Origin of the sequence: Rhodococcus sp. EPR-147, assembly GCF_001647185.1 — a bacterium.
GTDB lineage: Bacteria > Actinomycetota > Actinomycetes > Mycobacteriales > Mycobacteriaceae > Rhodococcoides.
Map to the genome: position 1 here is coordinate 1 of NZ_LVCU01000071.1, position 4,462 is coordinate 4,462.

5 protein-coding genes are annotated in these 4,462 nt (G+C 64.7%); 3 read left to right on the plus strand and 2 right to left on the minus strand.

Features of this window, described 5'->3' with window-relative positions; translation table 11 throughout:
- A partial coding sequence (locus A2J02_RS03800) for a cytochrome P450 (protein ID WP_156516068.1) occupies positions 1–449 on the minus strand: 449 nt, incomplete at its 3' end.
- A gap of 85 nt (positions 450–534) precedes the next feature.
- Between A2J02_RS03800 and A2J02_RS03805 the strand changes: the two genes are divergently transcribed.
- Positions 535–1,149 carry a TetR/AcrR family transcriptional regulator gene (locus tag A2J02_RS03805; protein ID WP_231893685.1) on the plus strand — a complete coding sequence of 205 codons (615 nt, stop codon included), beginning with the start codon at positions 535–537 and terminating at the stop codon, positions 1,147–1,149.
- Between the two features lie 73 nt (positions 1,150–1,222).
- Here the strand turns inward: A2J02_RS03805 and A2J02_RS03810 are convergent, their stop codons facing one another.
- The gene (locus A2J02_RS03810) at positions 1,223–2,584 is read right to left on the minus strand and encodes an acetamidase/formamidase family protein (RefSeq protein WP_068047037.1); all 1,362 of its coding nucleotides are present in this window, start codon (positions 2,582–2,584) and stop codon (positions 1,223–1,225) included.
- Between the two features lie 277 nt (positions 2,585–2,861).
- On the opposite strand from A2J02_RS03810, the gene A2J02_RS28545 reads away from it, so the two are divergent.
- Together A2J02_RS28545 and A2J02_RS03820 are read left to right on the plus strand one after the other, a co-directional pair.
- Positions 2,862–3,818, plus strand: coding sequence for a hypothetical protein (locus A2J02_RS28545; RefSeq protein ID WP_231893684.1), 957 nt, complete (start codon positions 2,862–2,864; stop codon positions 3,816–3,818).
- On the plus strand, positions 3,815–4,462 hold a 648-nt coding region (locus A2J02_RS03820; RefSeq protein WP_068047040.1), incomplete at its 3' end, for a hypothetical protein. The genes A2J02_RS28545 and A2J02_RS03820, both read left to right, overlap by 4 nt.

Consider the following 4,462-nt stretch of genomic DNA (forward strand, 5'->3'; position numbering starts at 1 on the left):
GGGTAGACCTGAACGTCGCGCCCGCCTTGCCACGCGTCCAAACCGGTTGCGGTGACAGGATTCAACGCCTCGACGGATTTGGTGAGCCGGTCCCTGGTGAAGGCCTGCTGCATGATCCGTCGGTGCTTCAGATGCTCCTCGGAGTCGAGCAACATCAATCCGCCGTGAAAGAACGGGCCGATCAGCAGGGACCAGCCGTCACCGTTCGCGAACGCCTTGTCGGCGTTCTGCAACACCTCTTGGCATGCGTCCGGACCCAGAACGGTGACCCACTTCTGACCGGCCATCGTCAGCCACGACACCTCGCCGTACTTCTCCCACCGACTCCCGAGCAGTTTGAGGGGATCTCGGATGTACTCGAGCGTGTGCCCGACGACGGGCATACCGCCGTCGCCGTAGACCGGTTGGAGCGTTGAATCAGCAGGTGGAGCAGCGAGAGCACGTGCCATTGTCGACCTCCGTCAATCTGACAGAGCGTCCTGTCAGATGGGATGTAGTCTGCGTCACACCTGCTCCCTCTGTCAAGATCTACTCATGGCTTCCACGCGCCGCTACAACGGCATGAGCGCAGACGATCGCACCGCCGACCGTCGCGCACGGTTGCTCGAAGCCGGACTCGAAGTGTTCTCGACGGCCGGTGCCCAGAACACGACCATGACCGCGATCTGCGCGGAGGCGAAGCTGACCGAGCGCTACTTCTACCAAAACTTCTCCAGCAAAGAGGATGTGCTCGAGAAAGTAGTGGAGTCGGTATCCGACGAGATCCGGGCCGCTGCCCTGGACGCTCTGCACTCCCCCGCCCCCACCGTCGAGGACCAGGTACACAACGCCATCGCCGCGTTCGTCGGCGTTCTCACCGACGACCGACGCAAGGGCCGCGTCGCGATGATCGAGTCGCTGGCCGTCGACTCACTGCGCGACTATCGACGACAGTCCATGCGCGCGTTCGCCCATCTGGTCGCCGAGCAGTCACGCGAGCTGTTCGGCGAACAGGCCTGGCCGCAGCCACAATCCGAGATCAACGGCCTGCTGTTCATCGGCGGACTCGCGGAACTGGTCATCGCGTGGTTGAACGACGAGATAGCCGTCACCCCAGCGGATATCGTCGACGCCGCCACCCGCCACTTCATCGCGACGGCACAGCGCTGAGGTGCCTTCGGCAGTGGCGTGATCAAGTGCCCCCTGAGGCACTTACCCGCGCCACTGCGCCGGAGGCGCACTCCTACCGGTCGAAGTGCGCCTTGGAGATCTGACCGTGCACGCCGACCGTCTTGTCGACGACCTGCGACACGGTGAAGTTCGCGGCCGCGGAGAGGTACGCGTAGGCCGTCGCCCGGTCCATACCGAGGTCGGTCTCGAGGAAGTCGAGCGCGTTGACCACGGCGCGACGCATGGCGGCGTTCAGGTCCGAACTCTGGCCGCCGACGGCACCGTCCGGGTCGGACAGACCGATCGGAATCCACGAGTCCTCGTTCTCGGCAAAGGGATACGAGTACGCGACGGACGGGGCATCACCACTGCCCGCCTTGCAGACAGTGAGCCGGAAGGTTCCGCGCAGAGAACCTTCCATCGCGGTCAGCGCCACCTCCCCGTCGCCCATCGCCATGTGCGGATCGCCGACGTAGAACAACGCACCCTCGGCGAACACCGGGAGGTAGAACGTCGATCCGACACCGAGCAAACCGACGTCGATGTTGCCGCCGCCGAGCGTCGGCGGAATCGAGTTCGCGTTGGGTGACGTCAGGCCCGGGTCGCTGGCGAACGCCACGCCCATCATGCCCATGAACGGGCGCAGCGGAAAGCGCACGGCCGCATCGCCGTAACGCATCACACCCTGCCCGTCCTCGACGGCGGTGAACGTGGAGACGTTGCCGTACTGCGTCGGATCACCCGACGGCCTGCCATCGCTGCCGATCGGCGGCATCACCTCGTCCAGGCTGATACCTGCGGGTGCCTCACCGGACGCGGTCACCGCCAGAGAACCCTTGCCGTGCCGGCTCGACACCACACCGTACGGCACGCGGGGAATCGCCTCGAGCGTCTCGATCTTGAGCACATCACCACGCTGCGCACCTTCGACGAACACCGGGCCCGTCACCACGTGCGGTCCGTCGACGTCGAAGTTGCGGACCGTCCGGTCGTACCCGCCGGCGATGTCGATGGCGTCCTGCAGCACATCGGATTCGGATACACCTTTGCCGCCGAAGAACTCGACGGGATCGCGGCCCTGGTCTTCGAGAATTCCCTCGTGGCTGAGCGCATCGATGGTCACCGTCTCACCGGACTTCATCTGCAGCACCGATTCGGACTCGACCGTCGGGACGTACCCCCACAGAACCTTGTCGACTTCGGAACTCAGGTAGTGATCGCCGGAGATGTCGCCCGCGCCGGGCTGAAGAATCCCGACCGGTGCCGGGGCCGACGAACTCGCGGCGGCGGCGGTCGTCGACGACGACGTCGAACAGGCTGCCGTTCCGGCGATTCCGACGCCCGCGCCCAGCGCGGCCACCGCCTGAATGAATCCGCGACGTCCGATCCCCTTGGTGATCGTCTCCGCTGCCTGCTCCGCCATCGACCGCGCCATGATGCCTCCTGAATTGTCCGAAACCCGAACGTAGACCGGAGGTGTTTCTCGGCAGTTACGATCACGCGTCGCGGCAATTGCTCAGCAGCTCAACTCGGATCGCTGCCGCCGATCGCGGACCACCAGACAGCGGTGACGGCGGCGAGGTCGTCGAGCAAGATTCGACGCGCCACTTCGGAAGGGTTCACCTGATACGTCTGCGCGAGGAACGGATAGTCGATAAAGCGACGTAGGTGGAAAATAGGTGCTCTCCACTCGAATCGGTAGATTCACGACCATGACCGCAGCTGCCACACCCGACGGATTCGCCTACGAACGATTCGACGTCACCGACGCCGGATCCATCGCCACGGTCTTCGCGGCCAAGGAACACCGAGCCGGGCTCTACGTTCTGCACTTCACCGACGGCTCGGCCTACGCGGGCTACGCAGATTCGGTCGCCGCGCGGTTCGCCGCGGACCTCGACGTGTGGGCCGACATCGAGGCACTCGATTTCGCGGCCGGAACTGCAGATCAGCTGGAGCAGCTGCAGGAGCTCGTGTCGCGCCTGACCCGCCTCCGCGAACGCCCTTCCGATCCTGGCGCGATCGGCGAAGCACCGAGCGCGAAATCCGCACTGCCGAAAGAAAGAGCCAAGCGGGCGACGTTGCTCGACACGGCAGTCGGCAAGGCACGCAGGCAGTTCTGGGAACTGTCCGACCACATCGCGTACCCCGCCATCCGCAGCATCGTGGCCGACTACATCAATTCCTCGATCCCCGACCCGGCGAACACCGAGAAGTACCTGTGGCAGATCGCTGCCCTGTCCGAAGACCTCGCCGAGACCGGTCCGCGACGCTTGGTGACGCTGACATGCGGCGGCTTCGAGACGCTCCGCGTCGACGAGATCGTGCACGACGACGACACCATAGAACTCGACCTGCGCATCAACACCAACGTTCCGCGCGACCGCACCGACGAGCAGCTCGAGGTCTCCAACGAGACGGTCAGCGCAGGACGCGGTCCGCACCGGGACGAACGCGTGTGGTCGTGGTCGATCGACCTCGGCGCTCTGTTGGAAGAAGACGTGGACGTCGACCTCGGCATCGACGACGACGCGTTCGACGACCTCGCCTACGGTCTCAACGCCCGGCTGATGCGATCCGGAAACTCAACGGGCGCAGCATCACACAACCACGACCTCGCGTCCGACCTGCTCGCCGAGGCATACCGGCAGCTGTTCGAGACCGAGTGACCGATCGGCTGTGGTACGTCTCGTACGGGTCCAACCTGCTGCGCGAGAGGTTCCATACCTACCTGACCGGGTCCGACGAGCGCTCCGAATTCGGTGCGCACCCACCGGCACCCACTGCGTCACCACCCGCCGAAGAACGATGGCTGTGGATCGATCATGCGCTGTATTTCGCGGGAGTCTCCCGGCGCTGGACCGGAGCGTCCGCATTCATCTGCACGACGGTCGATCCGGCGAATCGCTCTGTAGGGCGCGGATATCTGATCGAGCGAGCCCAGTTCGCTCATCTGGCCGCGGTCGAGAACGTCGTCGCAGCCGTCGATATCGGGGCGACGGAGACGCTCGCCATCGGACAGTGGGCGCAGCTGACAGTGGACCGAGAGGGCGAGAGCTTCCGCGGGAAATATGATGCACTGCTACGGCTTCCGGACATCCACGGAAGGTCCGCCTTCACGCTGACCAGTTCGACCGTGCGCGAGCCCGGCGAACCGTCGAGCAGGTATCTTTCGACCACTCGCCGCGGACTGCTCGGCGCAGACCTCGATCTGGACGTCGACGCCTACCTCTACGCGGCGATCGAACGATCGATGCAGATCACTTCAGCGCATCGAGGTTCGTCTTCAACAGCAGCACGTTGTAGTCCGACC